This window comes from Ferroplasma acidarmanus Fer1 (genome assembly GCF_000152265.2).
Lineage (GTDB): Archaea > Thermoplasmatota > Thermoplasmata > Thermoplasmatales > Thermoplasmataceae > Ferroplasma > Ferroplasma acidiphilum.
In genome coordinates this window covers 1,619,858-1,637,157 of sequence record NC_021592.1, presented here as the reverse complement: position 1 = coordinate 1,637,157, position 17,300 = coordinate 1,619,858, and the positions used below count along the sequence as shown (strand labels likewise).

General features: G+C 37.6%; 14 protein-coding genes. 7 read left to right on the top strand and 7 right to left on the bottom strand.

All coding sequences use genetic code 11. The annotated features are described in order from the left end of the window. Positions 1-56: 56 nt before the first annotated feature. Positions 57-974, bottom strand: coding sequence for a GNAT family N-acetyltransferase (locus tag FACI_RS08315; RefSeq protein WP_009887707.1), 918 nt, complete (start codon positions 972-974; stop codon positions 57-59). Further along, on the bottom strand, positions 964-2,010 hold the full coding sequence (locus FACI_RS08310; protein WP_009887706.1) for an L-threonylcarbamoyladenylate synthase: 1,047 nt from the start codon (positions 2,008-2,010) through the stop codon (positions 964-966). Before FACI_RS08310 ends, FACI_RS08315 begins: the two co-directional genes overlap by 11 nt. 215 nt (positions 2,011-2,225) lie before the next feature. Here FACI_RS08310 and FACI_RS08305 point away from each other — a divergent pair, with 215 nt between their 5' ends. Next, positions 2,226-4,613: a M1 family metallopeptidase gene (locus FACI_RS08305; protein ID WP_009887705.1), complete on the top strand. Its 2,388-nt coding sequence runs from the start codon at positions 2,226-2,228 to the stop codon at positions 4,611-4,613. Positions 4,614-4,730: 117 nt separating this feature from the next. Here the strand turns inward: FACI_RS08305 and FACI_RS08300 are convergent, their stop codons facing one another. Next, the gene (locus FACI_RS08300) at positions 4,731-5,810 is read right to left on the bottom strand and encodes a CBS domain-containing protein (protein WP_009887704.1); all 1,080 of its coding nucleotides are present in this window, start codon (positions 5,808-5,810) and stop codon (positions 4,731-4,733) included. 4 nt (positions 5,811-5,814) lie between these two features. Next, positions 5,815-6,972 (bottom strand): DegT/DnrJ/EryC1/StrS family aminotransferase, encoded by a 1,158-nt coding sequence (locus FACI_RS08295; protein WP_048074225.1) that lies wholly within the window; start codon positions 6,970-6,972, stop codon positions 5,815-5,817. 253 nt (positions 6,973-7,225) lie between these two features. Between FACI_RS08295 and FACI_RS08290 the strand changes: the two genes are divergently transcribed. Then, the gene (locus FACI_RS08290; protein WP_009887702.1) at positions 7,226-8,182 is read left to right on the top strand and encodes a phospholipase D-like domain-containing protein; all 957 of its coding nucleotides are present in this window, start codon (positions 7,226-7,228) and stop codon (positions 8,180-8,182) included. Positions 8,183-8,185: 3 nt separating this feature from the next. Here the strand turns inward: FACI_RS08290 and FACI_RS08285 are convergent, their stop codons facing one another. Continuing rightward, positions 8,186-8,566 carry a hypothetical protein gene (locus FACI_RS08285; protein WP_009887701.1) on the bottom strand — a complete coding sequence of 127 codons (381 nt, stop codon included), beginning with the start codon at positions 8,564-8,566 and terminating at the stop codon, positions 8,186-8,188. 107 nt (positions 8,567-8,673) lie between these two features. On the opposite strand from FACI_RS08285, the gene FACI_RS08280 reads away from it, so the two are divergent. Beyond that, complete coding sequence (locus FACI_RS08280; RefSeq protein ID WP_009887700.1) at positions 8,674-8,874, top strand: DUF167 domain-containing protein; 201 nt, start codon at positions 8,674-8,676, stop codon at positions 8,872-8,874. Between the two features lie 100 nt (positions 8,875-8,974). Here FACI_RS08280 and FACI_RS10325 read toward each other — a convergent pair whose 3' ends face one another. Then, on the bottom strand, positions 8,975-9,148 hold the full coding sequence (locus FACI_RS10325) for a hypothetical protein (RefSeq protein WP_009887699.1): 174 nt from the start codon (positions 9,146-9,148) through the stop codon (positions 8,975-8,977). Between the two features lie 93 nt (positions 9,149-9,241). On the opposite strand from FACI_RS10325, the gene FACI_RS08275 reads away from it, so the two are divergent. From FACI_RS08275 to FACI_RS08260, 4 genes are all read left to right on the top strand, one after another. Next, a complete protein-coding gene (locus FACI_RS08275; RefSeq protein ID WP_009886499.1) occupies positions 9,242-10,420 on the top strand; it encodes a transposase in 1,179 nt (392 codons plus the stop codon). 325 nt (positions 10,421-10,745) lie between these two features. Beyond that, positions 10,746-12,011, top strand: coding sequence for a diaminopimelate decarboxylase (lysA, locus tag FACI_RS08270; protein ID WP_009887698.1), 1,266 nt, complete (start codon positions 10,746-10,748; stop codon positions 12,009-12,011). Positions 12,012-12,160: 149 nt separating this feature from the next. After that, a complete protein-coding gene (locus FACI_RS08265) occupies positions 12,161-13,897 on the top strand; it encodes an APC family permease (protein WP_009887697.1) in 1,737 nt (578 codons plus the stop codon). Positions 13,898-13,959: 62 nt separating this feature from the next. Next, entirely contained in the window at positions 13,960-15,639 is a 1,680-nt protein-coding gene (locus FACI_RS08260; RefSeq protein WP_009887696.1) for an acyl-CoA synthetase, read from the top strand. 147 nt (positions 15,640-15,786) lie between these two features. On the opposite strand, the gene FACI_RS08255 is transcribed toward FACI_RS08260, so the two are convergent. Continuing rightward, positions 15,787-17,280 carry an IS1634 family transposase gene (locus tag FACI_RS08255; RefSeq protein WP_009887695.1) on the bottom strand — a complete coding sequence of 498 codons (1,494 nt, stop codon included), beginning with the start codon at positions 17,278-17,280 and terminating at the stop codon, positions 15,787-15,789. Positions 17,281-17,300: the final 20 nt, after the last annotated feature.

Here is a 17,300-nt window from a genome sequence, read left to right as displayed (position 1 = left end):
TAACCGTTAGACTTAAATTTTTGTTAGGGTTTGTATATATCCATGGCAATTAAAAATTATTTTCCGTTTGGAAGGTAATATATAACCTCATCAGGGTAATCGTCATATTTGAAGCCGTAGTGCAAATAGAAATCCTTCGCGAAATTTTCTGCATTGACCCAGAGAAAAACATAATGGTATGACAGTGCCTTAAGCCTGTTCAATGCAGTAAAGAGCAAATATTTTCCCATGCCCGTTTTCCTGTACGCACGCTTGACAAAAATTGATACTATGAAGGCCCTGTCAAATCCGAGCCGTGATGACACCACTGCGCCACTTATCCTGCCCTTGTTTTTTATAATAACTGTAACCTCCTTAATTATCTCACCGTATTCACCTTTGAAAAGGTTAACTACAGTCTGCAGCCGGTCTTCCCTTTTATTGCTGAAAAGAAATTTATCAGAAGTATACTTGAATGCCTCATACTCAGCATCGGAATATAAGTCCATGTTAATATCGTCTATTCCTGAAATGTCGTATTTTTCGTCCAGTTTATTATATTTATAGTCGTTGAGGTCCATCACCATTCTCTTTCTTACAATAGTTTTAAATCCTGAGTCCATAAGGTACTTTTCACTTGTCTCATTTCCATTAATAATCGGATTTAACATTAATTTTTTCTTTTCCTTTGAAGCGATTCCTGTAAGCCATTCAAAAATTTCCTTTAACCGGTCTTCGGTTATTTTTTTAGGGGATGTAAAGCCAATATCGGCATAAAGCCTATCTGATTTATCTGTAGAGTCCATAATATAGGCATACCCTACCAGCTCGTTCTTATGCATGATAATTCTGTATCTGATTTTATTTTCGTTTAATAATTCAATTACACTGGAATAGCTGCCCTTTATATCCAAGTCAGGGTATTTTTTTGATAGGAAATCTATCTCCTTTTTCAGGATAACCTCCCAGTTTAACCTGTAATTGTCAAGCTTCATTTATTACCCTATATATTTTATCTATATTTTCTTTATCCTTTACTATCATAAAACTTGCTTTCCTTATCCGGTTCATAACTGCGAGCCCGATGCCGCTTTCCGGAAATCCCTGGATAACACCATATAGTTTCCCTGAATTATCCAGGTATCTGAAATCGTAGAATAAATTATGTGCAATTTCATATATATCGCTACCCAGTACAATTGATTTTCCGGAAGCGTATTTTTCGTTTTCTTTAGAGCACAGAACCAGAAAATCTTTTGAAATTTCTGATGATATGAATTTTTTGAATTCTTCTTCGTTCTCAATAAGAAATAATTTCTTTGATGGGGCATAATGCCGGTATTTTAATCCAGGGGTAAGTGCAACATCTGACTGGTTATAGCCCTTTGCCAGTGGGTCTACATATATTTTTCCTATAATTGACTCTATATCTTCAACGCTAAATGCCCCGGCCCTCAGCAGCCTGTATGGCTCTGCTGTGCAGTCAAGGATTGTGGACTCCACGCCGTACCTTACCCTTCCTGCGTCTATTATTGCGTCAACCCTTCCATCCAGTTCTTCCACTGCAGTTTCAGAATCAACTATGCTTGGCCTTGTTGAAATGTTGGCACTGGGTGCAGCTATAGGCCCGGAAGCTTCTATAAGCTCCAGCGCTATCTTATTGTCCGGGAAACGGACACATACAGTATCTAAGCCAGCACTGACAATATCCGGTACAGACTCTTTCTTTTTCAAGAGCAGTGTAAGCGGGGATGGCCATATATTCTCCATTTTTTTCCTTAGCCCATCATCAATGTATGCCACCTGGTCTAGCATCTTCATGTTTGATATATGTACTATCAGCGGGTTGTCTGCAGGCCTGTTTTTTGCAATGAATATTTTTGAGCATGCCCCGGGATTGAATGCATCCGCCCCGAGGCCATAAACAGTTTCTGTGGGAAATACAACGGTTCCGCCACTTTTAATAATTCCCGCACATACCTTAATGGCGTAATTTTCGTTTTGATTGTTTATATGTATTATTCTGGTCATGTTTATGGAAATTCCCAATGATTATATAACCATTTTACTCCCGTTGCATGTTTTATGACATATTTCCTGAAACATGCGGATAATATGATCAATATATATAACCGGGAAAACTTGATCATGTAATATCTTAAAATAGTGCCCAGGATTCTAATTTACAATGTATTGATTAATTTTTTTATTGGCAAAAATTATAAGCAACAATCTGATATAGCCATATGCAGATTTATAATTATATTTTGGATCTTGACATAAACAGCAAAAATTATACGTATACGTGCCATGAAACCATAAAGTTCAATGGAAATGAGGAAAAATTAATTCTGAGCTCTGTAAATCTGAAAATTAAAAGGATTAAGGTAAATAATAGCATTAAAAATTTTAAAGAATTTATAAAAAACCAGGAGATAGTTGTTGACGGTATAATCACAAAAGATTCAATTGCCGAAATCGATTTTTCCGGAGAAATACCTGAGGAGCTCCAGGGATTCTACAGGGCACACACAGAGGAAGGCGATATGTTCACCACCCAGTTCGAATCAACAGGCGCAAGGCGTTTCTTCCCGTGCATAGACAACCCATCATACAAAGCTGCCTTTGATATTACAGTAAGGGTAGATGAGGGTCTGGAAGCCATTTCAAATATGCCTGTGGAGACAAAGGAAAATGTGGATGGAAAGACTGTTATAAAATTTATGCAGACTCCGGTGATGTCAACATATCTTCTTTATCTGGGCATTGGAAAATTTGATGAGCGTTCTCTGGAATTTAACGGAAACAAAAAATTAATTCTTGCTGCACAGAAAGGCCATTTAACAGAATCTAATTACCCTCTGGAAATTGGAAAGAAAGCTATAGAATTCTACCAGGATTATTTTGGGATAGATTATCCGTTGCCAAAGGAACACCTCATATCAGTACCGGAATTTGCCGCAGGTGCGATGGAAAACTGGGGTGCCATAACATTCAGGGAAATATACCTTAATATTTCTTCATCCACAGGATCTTCTGTCAAAAAAGCTGTGGGAGAAGTAATAGCACATGAACTTGCACACCAGTGGTTCGGCGACCTTGTTACTATGAACTGGTGGGATGATCTCTGGCTAAATGAAAGTTTTGCTACCTTTATGTCATATAAAGCAATGAATAAGCTTGAAGTGGATTATGACATGTTTGCTGATTTCCTTGTGAGCGAAACTGCAGGAGCCCTGGAAGGGGATTCACTGGTTAATTCCCATCCTATTGAGGTTGAGGTAAAACATCCGGACGATATTTCACAGATTTTTGATGAGATCAGCTATGGCAAAGGCGGTAGCATATTAAGAATGATAAATGCCTTTGTTACCGACGATGTGTTTAAAAAGGGGCTTCATCTTTATCTTGAAAATTTTAAGTATAAAAATGCATCAGGGTCAGACCTGTGGGAATTTATAGCCAAGGTTTCTGACCGCCCTGTCAGGAAGGTAATGGAATCTTTCATACAGAATGTGGGATATCCTATCATTGAGGCAAAGGAAGAGGGTGGAAAGATAAAGCTTACACAATACAGGTTCCTGTTAAATGGCAAAAAGCAAAATGTCCAGTGGAAGATACCGCTAACGGCCAAATATGCAGGAGAGGTAAAGAGCATACTTTTCGATTCGGAGTCTATGGAAATTGATTTGCAGGGATTCATAAAACTCAATGACAGTGAAACTGGGTTCTACCGTGTCCTTTATTCTGATTCACTGTATGAAAATATAATCAAAAATATAGCCATACTGGATAATAAAGACATATTCGGGCTGTTAAATGATTCGCATGCATTCCTGATGGCGGGAAAATTGACTTTACAGGAGTACCTTTCCAGAATAAATAAGTTTATGGAATTGAATGATTCATTAATAATCAGGGAGATATCCAATGAGCTGTTCTCATTATATCTTATTGACCCCAAAAATTCAGAAATACTCGGGACAAATATGGAATATCTTGCTGATAAACTTAAAATTCTTGGAGATAAGCAAAAATCAGAAAATATCAACATTTCCCTTGCAAGGGGCATAGTTGCAAACAGATTTGCTACAATAAACAGGGGATATGCGGAAGAGCTCTCAAAATTTGCCGGATCACTGGAACAGGTAGATCCGGATATGCGCCTTGCTGTTCTCACATCATATGCCATAGTGCACAACGATTCAGAAAAAATGCTTGATATGCTTTCAAAGTTTAAACAGGATGAAGATAAGGTTAAAACAATACAGGCAATGGCTATGCTTACCGGAGACAATAATTTCAATGCCGTGGAGAAGGCTATATCTGAGAGGAAAATAAAGGCACAGGACTCGTTGAGGTATTATATGCTGGCAGCTGCAAATCCCGGTGCAAAGGAATATATTTACAATAACCTGGAAAATATCATGGAGAAAATCCAGGCAATATTTGCCGGTTCCGGTTACTCTTCAAGGGTTATAGAAATGGTAGTTCCATTTATCGGATTAAACCACATGGAAGAGATAGAGGGAAAACTAGCAAAAATAAATATACAGGAAATAAGCAGGGGCATAAAGAAGGGGATGGAATACCTTAACATAAACCATGACCTGGTTGAAAGATTGAAAAATTAATGGAGATTTTCTGATATATTTTTATTTCATAAATATTTAGTTTAATAAATTTTAATGTAAATTACATAACACCGGGAAAAATTAATATTTCCGGTGCGGCCAAATATGGCTATATGGTTATTTATTTTTTAACCTGGTTTCATAATTGTTTAGAACATCTCTTATGCACTTGCCATAGTTATATCCTGAACCATCGTCTTCCATGCTAAATTTAGGGGTAATAAGTTTTGTCCTGATAGAATATTTCCCCTTTCCCTCTGTTTTATATTTCCTTATATTGAAAAGCAACTTTCCATTGTTCCCGATAATCCTTGATATATTGGTTATAAATTTATCTGCCATAAAGTAGGTGATATCATAAAGGTCCCTGTCCTGTTCCTCTAGTCCGGAAATCTCAATGTAAAATCCTTCTTCGGTGCCGGTTTCCAGCGAGTTCAGTATATCTGTGATACCTACTACACCGGTTAATTTTGAATCTTTCCCGGTTATAGGAATTATGTGAAGATGATTTTTCACCATCAGGGTGGCCGTGTCTACAATAGTGTTATCCTCTGTGCTGTTGATAGGATTGTCCATAAGTGAGGAGGCAACTATCTCTACCTTTGATTTGCCAGAAGTATACTGCCCGTAGCTTATTTTTTGCTTATCCATTAATATGTTGTTAATTATATCCTTCAGTCTTAAAATGCCTGCAAGTTTTCCATTGTTGGTAACAGGGATTTCGAATTCGTCCAGTGTCCTGATCTTCTGTGAGGAAGCTTCGATTTCATCGTTTGCATCTACAGTTACAACATCTGCTGTCATTATTTCATAATTTTTGGTTCTTGCTGCATCTGGATAAATATCTGAAAGATTCCTGATTATGTCCAGTCTGGTAACTATGCCCACGAGTTTCTCTTTCTGGAATACAGGTATTGAATTTAGCCCACTTTCCACTAATAATTTAACTGCTTCCATTACATTTGAGTTTTCGTTGATTCTGGGTGCAATTATAGAGAAATTATAAGCTTTTGAGTTTGTCCTTACACTTCCCCTTCTTAAAATATTTTTATAGGTAAGCATGCCTATGTATTTTTCCTCTGAAAGAACCGGAAGCTGCTGTATATCGTTCTCCCTCATTTTAGATATTGCTTCTGAAATTTTTGCATTGCTGTCAATAGTAATAGGATCCTTTTTCATGATTTCTCCAACATTCATTATATCACCAGAATTTAAGCGCTTTTGCGCCTATCATATCATTAATCTCTACAGCCCTATTTAATTTATTGCATATACCTGTAATTATATCCGAAAGCGATTCCATATCTGATATTCCCCACCTTGTAATTTCCTGGGTTCCTATCCTTCCGAACCGGTCAATTATAATCCTGTTTTTCTCAAGTTGCGTTGAAAACGAGTGATAGTCGAAACCCTTGCCTTTTAAATATTCAGGGTCAATTAAAATCTGGTGTGTTTCACTGTTCTCCGAACCTGGCAAAAGCCCGAATCCATTTTCAATGAGGCTATGGGAGAGATTTGCAGTATTTTTTACAACACTTCCGGCGTATACTTTTCCAAACTTAAGCATTTCTTCCACTGCTATAGATAACGATGCGATTCTGGACAGGTTAATATTGTCCATTGTATTGAATATTGCATTGTCTTCGATTTGATTATAGATGTCTTCTTCATCTGTAAGTATTATTCCTCCCTGTGGCCCGAAAAATGTTTTATGTGTAGATCCGTAAACTATATTTGAATATTTCAATGCATCTGGCTGGAATGCTTTTCCAGCAAGCAGTCCCATAACGTGTGATGCATCATACAGGATTTTTGTTCCATGTTTTTCACATATTTCACTGATTCTTTTCATGTCGTATGGCTTTATAAACATGGATTGGCCAAGTATTATAGTTCCTATATTGTTTGCCTTTATTTTTTCTTCCACAAGGTCATACTCCAGTTCAAAGTTGGAATATGGAGCTTCATAGAATTTATAGCCAAGAACACGGTCAAGATGTCCCCCGGAGTATCCCGGGTATCCACCATCTTCTTCTGAAATTGCCATAACATTTTTATTCTTTCCAAGTACAGACAATAACGACATTTCTGCTGCCACGTGCCCGCTCAAGGGCCTTGGATCACAGTATTTGCTGTCGAACAGCCTGCAGGTATTATCTTTAAGTAGGTCAAGTATGCGGTCGAAGTATACCGTTCCACCATAGGCGTTGTAGTCTCCAATACTGAGTGAATATCTGGAAGCCATGTCGGAGGACAAAGCCTTTCTGGCATCAGGGCTCAGGACATTTTCAGATGCCTGCAAATTCAATGTGCTATTACGGTATTTATCATACTCGTCAATAATTCTAGCTGTTTCCATTATCATACATATACTTATGTTATTATAGACTTATTGCAGGAAAAAGAAACATTAGAGGCGAACCGGGTTATTGTAATAAATATCTTAGGCACAAATAAGTGGCTTATATTGCACACTATCTTTCATAATGTATATGCACAAATAAAAACCATGTAAAATATTCTATACATAACATGGAAAAAACATTGCATTATCCATATCTTTACACTGTTTTAAGGCAAATATTAATAAAGGGGATTTTCAATGATGACATATGTCATACAAGGTATATGTTGAACCAGACGATGGTGTAAAGCCACTTGTAAATTTAATAAAAAAAGCCAGGCGGTTCGTTTATATTAATTCATACCTGCTTGATGAGCCTGAAATCCTTAAAGCAATTTCTGATGCTGTAAAAAGGAAGGTTGATACACGTTTAATGGTTGATGGCAGACCGTATGGTATTAACGGAAGCGATGGCACACACGCAGAGATAGATAACCTGAGAAAAACCGGTGCTAAAGTAAAAGTTGCCCCTGAAAGATTTGAAAAGCCTAATGTTTTTGACCATGCAAAATATATGGTATCCGAAAGGCAGGCTGAAGTGGGAACACCTAATTTTACTGAAGCAGCATTCTCATCCAACAGGGAATATTTTACAATTACCTCTGATAAAAAAATTATAAAATCCCTTAAAACAATTTTTCTTGCTGATTTCGAGAATAAAGCCGCAGGCGAGATGCCCAGAAAATACCTGATTGTTTCACCCGGGTCAGAGAAAGCCCTGGGCGATTTTATTTCAAGGGAAAGAAAGTTATTGATAGAAACGGAAGAAATGGGTGATGACAAAGAAATTCTAAAAGTTTTAATGGATAAGGGGAGGAAAGTAAAACTCATCGTTCCCAGTTCCATATCTTCCACAGATATAGACGATATAAAGCAGCTTAAAAAACACGGAGTTAAGGTTAAATATATGCCTGCAAATAAATTATATATGCATGCGAAAATGATCGCGGGCAAAAAGATTTTCATAGGGTCTGAAAATTTTACAAGGTCAAGCCTTAACAGGAACAGGGAAACCGGGATTATTCTATCGGGATTGCTAAAAACCTCAAGATTGAAAAATACATTTGCCTCTGACTGGAGAAAAGCCAGAAAAAGCCTGAAACTGGCGAGGGCAACCACATCATCAAAAAATAAGAGGTATGGAGTTAAGAAGGCCGCCAAATAAGATTTATTCTATATTTACAAAATCCTGGTAGTACACTATTATATTTTTCCCATTGGAGTCAATCACCATTCTGTTTGAAAAGGCAGTTTCAATTTCTCCTGCGAATTCTCCATCATTTTTTGTTTTTATTTTTATGTATCCGCTGATAGGTACTTCCTTTATTTCAAGAACTTCGTCCCTTCCAATTATTACGGGAGTATACATTACGTTGTCCCCGGCGTAAAACTTGAGCGGGATATCCATTATTATTGAATCGCTGTCCACTGCCCTGATTATGCCGGTATATGACATGACGGTTGCGACTACCAGATAAACGCCATCGAGATTCCCGCCACGGAAACTATCAATTAAATCACTGTAACCTAAAGATATTGCACTACACATACAGGGGAAATTGGTATTTATATTAATCTTTGGCTATTATGTTGAATATATTCAGGCAAAGTTAATGTTATAAATAATTAAATGATTTCTATTGATTGATAATTCACGTGATAGTTGTAAACGGAAAACATAGAATAGAGTCTGAAGGCGACAGATTAAAAATATATACATCTGCCCCGAGGGAGAATAATAAGGCCAACTATGATATCATGAAACAGCTGGCAACATATTATAATGTTGAATTTTATAAAATAAAACTAATTTCAGGGCAAAAATCAAGAAAAAAAATTTTTTCAATAGATATTTAATTTAAAAAGTAATTGGCGTATATCCATTTTTAACGTAATCTGCTATTACTGAGGATATTGGTTTAATTTCCAGTTTCATTTCTTTCAGGATACCATCTATTTAATTATTTTCTGCATAACCACTGCATGCAATGGGTATAACTCCCTTTTCCTGAAGTTTTTTGATCAATCCAGTAACGTCAGCATCCCCTGATGCAGCAAGCTTTTCGCTCTCTCCGAATAGTATTACCCTTGTCTCATCATTAAGGTGATTTGCCAGGTTAAGGCCTATCATTGCCTTCGTCTTGTCTTTCTCGCCAGATATGATTATTATAACTCGAGTTTTGCGTTTTGGTAAATTTTATCTATATTTTCACTATTTAATATTATGATCGATATACCTGTTGTAGATTCACCTGATGTATTGAATAGACTCCTTTTAGAATTCAGGCCATTATTTGGCAGGAGGCAGTTCAGGCAATTCTGCAGGTACATAGTCTCTGGAATAGCATCTTCAACAAGGTCATCAGCACATTTAAATGGAATATTTGTAGAACATACAAACCAGTCAAACCTTAACAGGTTTTTAAGGAATATACCTGCTGATGGCATATTCAATATATCATGTTCCTTAATCAACAGGAATTGTTCTGGTCCTGTTCTCTCCCTGGATGACACAATACTCCAGAGGAATGGAAAGCATATAGATGGAGCACAGTGGATCTACGACCATTCACAGGGAAAAACTGTATATGGTATGCAATACACTACCTCTGTAATATCAGGCAATGAAGGGATATTCCCATTATCCATGGAACTTAAAACAGATGATTCGAAGATAGACCTGCAGATAAATACAATAAAAAAAGCTATGGGTGCAGGATTGAGGTTTAGTACAGTTGTATTTGATTCCTGGTACTTTTCATCAAAACTGGTAAAATTCCTTGAAAGTATGGGAAAAGATTACGTAAGTGAAGCAAAGTCAAACAGGACAGTATGCATTGATGGGAAATGGATCAGGCTGAGGGATTATGCAAATACACTTGATCTGAAATCTATGAAATCATACACAGTAAATGGAAAAACATATTTCATGAAGGCAATAACCACCAGAATGAAAAATGCAGGTATTGTAAAAGTAATAGTATCAAGGAGAATAAACTCTTTAAAGTTCTTTGTTACGAACAGGACAGACTGGAAAGTTAAAACAATAATAGGGAAATACCTGAGAAGATGGGACATAGAAGTATTCCATGAGGAATTAAAGCAGGACGGGCTAAAGCATCTCTATCAGAGGAAACATGCCACTTTGCTTGGTACGGCGAAGATGAGCCTTCTGGGTGAGCTGCTTCTCGAAATCTCTGCAATCAATTCCATGGGGAACCATTTAAAAATCAGGAAAGGAACACCTGAACCCAGGCATAAGCAAGTGGCTATAAGCATTTTAACAGATCTGTTCAAAGCAATAGAGAATAAAGGGAGATCATTCCTGGATGCTATACTGAAGTCAATTGAAGAGCCATACAGGTCAACAAGAAATATTTATGGAGGTGCAATTAATAGTTAAATCGCAAAACTCGAGTTATTATAAGCATCTTTTCTGCCATAGAGAGTGATTATTCACACCTATATAATTCTCTACTAAACGTTTAAGAAACAAAAAATACATATTCAAACGTATAAATCGCACAGGAAATTATGGAAGTGTATTTATGGCTTATCAGAAAAAAATTTACCTGAATAGTTATTTATCGTGGCTATAATAGTAATGCTGATGGCCGGTTGAATGGGCCCACTATGAGTTAACCGGGAAATAAGCAGTTCCAGCTTTCCAGTTGGCGTGCATATGCCTGATAAAATAACCTTAAAAACCTGTATGCATTTCATAAATAATGGTTAATATAAAAAAATTATATCCTGGATTGTCTCCAGATGTATCAGAATTTGCTGGAAAAAGCATAAAGAATATATCTGATGCCTACGGGACACCTGTTATTGTCTACAATATGGCAAGGGTAAGGGAAAATATACGCAGGATCAGGGATGCTTTCAATGGTATTAACATAAAAGTTCATTTTGCAGTAAAATCCAATTATAATCCATACATAGTTTCACAGATAATCAAAGAAGGCACTGGCATAGATGCGGCAAATTATAATGAAGTGAAGCTGGCAATAATGTGTGGACTGGGAAGCCGTGATATTATTGCGACACCTAACAACCTTTCAGGCACGGAACTGAGAACGATAAAGGAGGAAGGAGTAGCAATAAATTTTGACCATGAAGGGCAGATGGGTCTGTTAAAGGGAAGTCTTCCTGAAACCGTATCATTCAGGATTAATCCAGGAATAGGAAAGGGTGAATTCCCTGGAATTACAACAGGTGGCAAAAACGTTAAATTCGGTATATCCGTAGATGATGCAATATCAGCTTATTCTGCGGCAATAAAGGCAGGAGTGAAACACTTTGGTATTCATATGATGACAGGCTCCAATGTACTTGAACCGGAATTTTTCAATGAATCTAGTGGATTATTCTTTAAAATCGCGGAAACAATTTCAGACAGGACAGGGATCGACTTTGATTTCATTGACATAGGAGGGGGTTTCGGGGTTCCATATACATCAGATGAGCATGCACTGGATATTGGTAAAACGGCAGGTTACATATCAGATAATTTTAGGGCCTCAAATAACCGGGGGTATTTTAAAGATTCGCGTTTGATAATTGAACCGGGGAGGTATATAGTTGCTGATTCGGCAATATTGCTTTCTAAAGTGACATCCATAAAACATTCAGATAGGGAATTAATCGGAATAGACGCAAGCATGAATACACTTATCAGGATTCCACTTTATGGGGCACGCCATGGCATATTATTATCCGGGCATGGGGAGAACACATCCTCTTCCAGATTTGATATAGTGGGGCAGGTATGTGAAAACACCGATTATATTGCAAAGGATATAAGTATCCCTGAACCAGCTGTTGGAGATATCGTGGTCATTGCAGATGCAGGAGCCTATGTGGCTTCCATGGCATCTAACTACAATCTCCTATCACGCCCTGCAGAACTGGTTCTTGAAGGAGATAGAGAAATTTTGACAAAGGGGCATGACGGTTTAGAATCCATGCTTGCTGGTTATAAAATGAGTTGATAAATGCCGGTTTCATTGATAAATATGTACAAAATGTCCATGAAGGGAAGCAACATATTTATATATCCATGATTTAATATCCGAAAAGGTGTGATAAAATAACGAATAACGGAAATAGTTCAGTAAAATTAAAGAAATCCCTATCCTCTGTGGACATATTTCTTATCAGTTTCAGTGGAATGGTCGGATCCGGATGGCTGCTTGGAGTTCTTGCTGGCCCTGCATATGCCGGCCCGGCATCAATACTAACATGGGTTGTAGCCGGAGTATTCTTTATAATTCTGGCACTTGTATTCAGTGAGCTGGGGACTTTATTCCCTTACAGCGGTTCACTGGTAAGGTTCAACGAATTCTCCCATGGCCCTGTGAGCAATTTCTACCTTGGCTGGGCATATATGATCGGTGCCATAGCTACTCCACCGGTTGAAGCAGCTGCGCTTACAGGATTTATCAGCAGTTATGTTCCGGGAATTTATAACTCATCTGTTGCCCTGCTAACTCCACTCGGCGTAATAGTTGCCCTGGCACTTCTGGGATTATTTATTATAGTTCAGTATGCTGGTGTCAACGTCTTTGGGAAATCTAATGCTGTAATGACATGGTTTAAAATGGCTGCTATTATTCTGACAATAATATTTGTATTTGCATTCATATTCCATGCAAGGAACTTTTTTGCACTGTCCCATGGCTTTCTTCCATATGGCCCATCCTCAGTATTCGCTGCCATGGTTCCAGCCGGAGTTATATTCTCCTATGAAGGTTTCAGGCAGGGGCTTGACTATGCAGGGGAGACCAAAAATCCAAAAAGGTCTGTTCCACTTGGCATGATAAGTGCCATGCTGGCTGCTATGGCGACATATATTATGCTGCAGATTGTATTTATCGGTGCAGTAAACTGGAAAGCAGCAGGCGTTCCTGTAGGCGATTGGAGCGGCTTATTGTCATCAACATGGTCTGCAAACCCGTTCTTCTATGCTTTCCATTCTACCGATGAGACCCTTCTTATAGGATTTTCCATATTCCTTATTATAGTAGCTGTTGTATCATCGGCTTCCACTCTTGGAGTATATGTTGGATCTTCAGCCAGGTCATTATATGGAATGGCAAAAATGAATTATATCCCGGCATTTTTCGGGAAGATCCATCCAAGATTCAGGACTCCATGGATTTCGCTGGTTGTAACTTTCATAATAGGGGCCATGTTTTTACTTCCTTTCCCAAGCTGGTACGCCCTTGTGGGAATTAATTCGTCATTTACAGTTTTTGCCTATCTGGCTGCCGGAATTACCAACACCTCGTTAAGAAAAACGGCACCGGAAATGGAAAGGCCATTTAAAACTCCCTTCCTTACAGTTATGGCACCTCTGGCATTCGTAATAGCCTCAATGCTTGTCTATTTTTCAGGATGGAGCACGGTGGCACTTCTTTTATTAATAGTCGATGGCGGGCTGCCAATATTCCTGCTTAGCCGTTATGGGAGGGAGACTTTCCATATTAACATGAGATCAGCATCCCTATTTTCTGCTATATACTGGGTAATTTTCATATTTATAGGGATTATTTATGCCCTCTCATTATTGCCATTTGAAGAGTATTTTGCGCTCTTTTCAGCTACCATTTTAGTGACTCCCTATCTGCTTTACAGGATGTCTGGAAGAACCGCATCCATACACATAAGGGCTTCAATCTGGATTGTAGTTTACAGTATTATACTGGGAATAATGTCATATTATGGTTCCCTTGGCATCAATGCAATACCATTCCCCTATGACTATATAATAATGGCCATAATGAGCCTTACAATCTATTTTATAGCCATAAATACAGGGTACCATACGGACAAATTAAAAGAATACCAGTCAACAGGCGGGGTGACAGACGAATAAGCAAATATTGATATTATTCACAACAATAATAAAATTTATATTTTTTTGCATGTTACATATTTATGGAGTTTATTGATTTTTATAAGAAATTTATTTTTTCCAATTCAAAAGGGAGGAATACAATGCTGGGAGAATTAAAATCCCTGAAAATTAACGAACCATTTAACTGGGTATCGGAAATTTTTGAAAAATTATTTGCCGGAAATGATAAAGATGCAATAATATATATTAATGAGGGCACAGGCGAGGAGAGAAGAATATCATACAGAAAACTATATGAAAGCTATAACCAGTTTATTAATTTTCTCAGGGCAGAGGGCATAAATAAGGGTTCAAGTGTATACATTATGGCAGGCTCTATCCCTGAACAGTGGGTTGTAATGATGGGGGCACTGAAAGCCGGCTTCATTGTTATCCCGACGGCAGCGAATTTAACCGAGTATGAGCTGAATTACAGGTTTTCCCAGGATAGCCCGGATGTAATAATATCAGATGAGGCAAGCGCTGAAAAATTGGAACATGTACTTAACACAGAAGCTTTAAAACTGGTAATAGGAAATAGGGAGGGCTGGATAAGCTTTGATGAAATATACAAAATGGAGATAAATGCTGAACCCGCGGAACTTGGAAAGGATGATTTATTCATTAAGTATTTTACCTCAGGTACTACAGGCATGCCAAAGGCAGTAAGGCATAGCTCGATTTTATACCCCATAGGCCAGTTAAGCACCGTTACTGCAATAGGAATAAGGCCAGAGTATATTCACAACAATCTCAGTTCTCCCGGATGGGCAAAATTCGCATGGAGTTCTTTTTTTGCGCCACTGTGTGCAGGTGCCACTGTACTTTCCATAGATTACAGGGGCAGGTTGAATTCTTCCAGGTATCTGGAATTGATAGACAGATATAAGGTTAACACATTCTGTGCACCGCCTACTGCATGGAGGCAGTTCATCTCATTAAAAAATTTAAATATTGAACTGAAGCATTTAAAGGAAACCGTGAGTGCGGGTGAGCCACTCAATGGCGAAGTAATAAACAAGTGGAAAGAACGCTATGGAACTGTAATAAGGGATTTTTACGGGCAGAGTGAATCAACAGCTATGGTTGCCAACCTGGCAGGAGAAGAACCGGTACCGGGTTCAATGGGAAAACCTTTAAAATCTTACAACCTAGTGCTTGTGGATGATGATATGAATTTGATAACCCACCCGTTAAACATAGGAAATATAGCTGTGGGCGATTACTCGGGAACATATGGCCTTTTCCTTGGATATTCGGACAGGGAAAAGGATGCATCGGTTTTCGTGAATGGCTATTATTTAACAGGTGACAAGGCATATTTTGACGATAATGGATATTTCTACTTTATTAGCAGGACAGATGATGTGATCAAAACGTCCGATTACAGGGTAGGCCCATTTGAAGTGGAAAGTGCAATAATAAAAAATGAGGCTGTTCTAGAGTCTGCTGTAATCGGTATTCCAGATTCTATGAAATACGAAAAGATCAAAGCCTTTGTAATATTAAAAGATGGATATGTAAAAAGTGAAGAAACAGCGAAATCTATACATAGTACAGTAAAAACTCTTCTTCCAGCCTACAAGTGCCCGAGAGTAATAGAATTCACAGATGAATTGCCTAAAACTATCAGTGGCAAAATAAAGCGGAAGGAATTAAAACAATTGGAACTGGAAAGGGCAAATAACGGAGTTAAAGATAATTATACATATGATTTCTAAAACTACTAAAATTAATAATTTCATAATTGTATTGATATAATTATGTGATGTATTATATAATTTCATCTTGACTTTACATCCATATAATTTTTATTTGCCATAGACTAAGCTTTTTCAATATTCTCTAAATAATCTTCTGTGGGTGCACTAATACTTTGCCAGTTTTTCAAATTCCATAGTATCCTTTATCAGCACTGCAATATCCGATTTGCATTCTATTTTAGTTGTTACTATCTTCCCCTTAATGGCATAATTGATATTGATATCTTTTAGGTAATCAATAGTAGATATTAATGAAGCTGTTTTGCTATTCCTATGTATTTCATTATAAATTAATGCTAAAAACAAGTATGCCATCAATGAGAAGAACATATGCACCTTTATCTTCTGTGGTGTCCAGTGGTTTAGTGGAAATGCAATGCCCTTTGCATTTATTGTCCTGAAGCAGTGCTCTACCCTTGCCCTCTTTTTATACAATTCTACTATGCTTTCTGCATCCTTATCTATAATATTTGTGAATATTGCATTCTTTCCCATCATTGATATACGGTATTCCATCCTTTCACCGTCAATCTCCAGTGATGGCAATAGTATTGTTTCATTCAGGTGCTCTGATTCCAGGTATATTCTTGCTTTCTCCATGGAATCTGAATCACCTGAATCAATAATCTTCTTTGCTTTCACCATTACCTTTGCCAGATGCTTCATAAACTTGTTTTTCTTTCTTGTTTCCAGTGATTTTGAATGGTACAGTATAATTCTATGGTCTTTCCCGTAAACATTCCTTATTAATTCAATATACGAATCTTCCTTTACATTGATCTCCATTATGCTATGGTTGTCTGATTGTTTCAATGCACCTATGTACCTTCTGTTAGAAATCATATCAATATTATCCTTTGAATTGTAGCCCCTGTCAAATATAAGCGTTGAATCTTCAGGTATATTCTTTACAATATTTTCAAATGTTCTGGAATCATGAATATTGCCAGGGTAGGCTTCTCCATACAGTGGTATGTAGTCGTATGTTGAAGCTATATAGTATGATACCTGATTTAAATCATACCTGTGCTTCTTATTATGCCCCTTCTTGGCTATGCTGTTCTCCTCCATGAATGTGTACATATTGGATGCATCAAAGAATATATCTCCTGTATTATACCCCATTTCCATAATTCTATCCCTTACCCTATCCATTATATTCTTTATATTCTTATCAGCAAACCTGTCCATTATATTCCAGAAATCCTGTGAGGATGCTTCAGGGAATATTATGGATGCATAATTCCTTTTCATCCATTTCCCTATACTATTCTTGGAGCATGGTTCTGATAGCCTGTTCATAATAAATAACAGCAAATAATCTCCAGGGGACATTCCATTTCCCTTATGGCCCATTGCATTGTTAACAATATCCCTTAAGCCCAGTGCCTTATCCATATAAAGTGAAGCAAGTGCAGAACCTGCACTGTAGCTTTTCAGCATAATATTTTCCATGCTGTCCTCAAGCATCTTTGCAAGGTTCTCAGCTGTGCCAACGCTGATCTCCTTAACTATTGTAGGCACGCCATTTATCCTTTTCTTCCACCTCAGCACCAGATACCTGTTCTTCCCCGATCGTTTGAATGTGTAATATACCATCAATAATATAGTGTACCCAC